The organism is Flavobacterium sp. (genome assembly GCF_031363805.1).
GTDB lineage: Bacteria > Bacteroidota > Bacteroidia > Flavobacteriales > Flavobacteriaceae > Flavobacterium.
The window spans coordinates 1-1,534 of sequence record NZ_JANLVD010000187.1 but is presented as its reverse complement, the minus strand read 5'-3'; the positions used below and the strand labels follow the sequence as shown (position 1 = coordinate 1,534).

Sequence of the window (1,534 nt, the reverse complement as noted above, 5' to 3'; positions counted from 1 at the left end):
CCTTGCACTTCGTTTTGTCGGTTGCGCCGCCTAAAACGGTTGTAACTATCGTTACAGAACAGGAGAACTATTACGACTACTGGAACAGGCAATTGGGATATGTATTATTACCAGGAGGAGAATGTTTGAATGATTTGCTTTTGATCAATGGGTATGCAAAAGCAACCCAAAACTATTATTGTGGACGATTAGCAGAATACCAAGCAATGAACCGCCAAGCGCAGCTTAATAGCATTGGGATATACAGCTTTGTAAAAAGTTTTTGATTTGTTGTACTTATGTTGTACTAATTGAATTTTAAATTTTGTGAGTACCAATAAAATATATACTTTACAGGTGTAATAAGACTAAACCGCTGTTGGCAGATAGTGTCTTTATTTATTCATATTGTTCGATTGTCTTAAATAACTCGGCTGAATAATTAAAAATATCGTCCAAGCTTTGGATTTCATTTTTAGTTTCTTTTTTGTTTTCGTCTAAAGTTCCAATGAATTTTTTTCCACCGTTCAAGTATAATCTACAAACTGCTTTTCGATTATTGTCGTCAAGAAAAATTGCAAAGTAAGATTGTGCATCTCGATAAGTTACTCTTGTTGCTGGAATTTTTTGTCGCAAAATTGTTTTCACGATTAAAAATCCTTCAAGTTCTTCTTCGGTTGTATTCACTTTGCTAATATCTTCGAGATTTTGTTCCGCGCTAATTTCAGCAGAATTTTCAACTTTATTTTTTTCGTCTTCTTTTGATAATGCAGTTTTTAATCTTTCGGTAATTAAATCACTAATATAATGTTGAACAGATTTTTTGGTCAATTCTGTGAATTGTTCCAAAATTTTTGCAGTTACAACGCTCGGATAAACTTGCTTTGCAAAATGTTTTACAAATTCTGGACTTGGTTCTGTTAATTCTTTATGAAGCAAATGTTTGAGTTCGTTCATAAATTTCATTTCACTTGCAGTATTTACAATGCTTTCAGCATCGAAATTTGCTTTATGAAATTTTTTCAATTCCTCAATTTGGTTGTCTTTGATATCGGTTATGTTGAATTCTAAAAATGGTTTCTCGTCCATTTTATTTGGCGCAACTAAATCGGAATAAAATCTATAAGTTATTCCGTTTGTCAATAAACCAAATTTTGCTTTTGAAACGTGAAAATATCTTAGCAATTGTCCGTCGTGAACATTTAAGTTTTGTCGCCAATCTTTACATTCTACTAAAATTGTTGGATTTCCATCTTTGAAAATTGCGTAATCAATTTTTTCGCCTTTTTTAATTCCAATATCTGCGATAAATTCTGGAACAACTTCCAATGGATTGAAAACATCATAACCTAGACTTTGTAAAAAAGGCATTACAAATGCGTTTTTTGTTGCTTCTTCAGTTTGAATACTTTCTTTGTGTTTTGTTCTGTCTGCAATTAGTTTAAGTTGATCTTTCAAATCCATATTTAGTTTATATTTTAGGTTTATTAGTATTAAATTTTCTTGTTATTTATGCGGTTTTCTGCCATTTCTGCCAACGTCTCGTGGCTTGGCG

At 31.9% G+C, this 1,534-nt stretch carries 2 protein-coding genes; one reads left to right on the top strand and one right to left on the bottom strand.

Annotation, left to right across the window (positions count from 1 at the left end; translation table 11 throughout):
* On the top strand, positions 1–266 hold a 266-nt coding region (locus tag RMN92_RS10280), incomplete at its 5' end, for a thermonuclease family protein (protein ID WP_309609360.1).
* 112 nt (positions 267–378) lie between these two features.
* Here RMN92_RS10280 and RMN92_RS10275 read toward each other — a convergent pair.
* Positions 379–1,443, bottom strand: coding sequence for a type I restriction endonuclease (locus tag RMN92_RS10275; RefSeq protein WP_309609359.1), 1,065 nt, complete (start codon positions 1,441–1,443; stop codon positions 379–381).
* Positions 1,444–1,534: the final 91 nt, after the last annotated feature.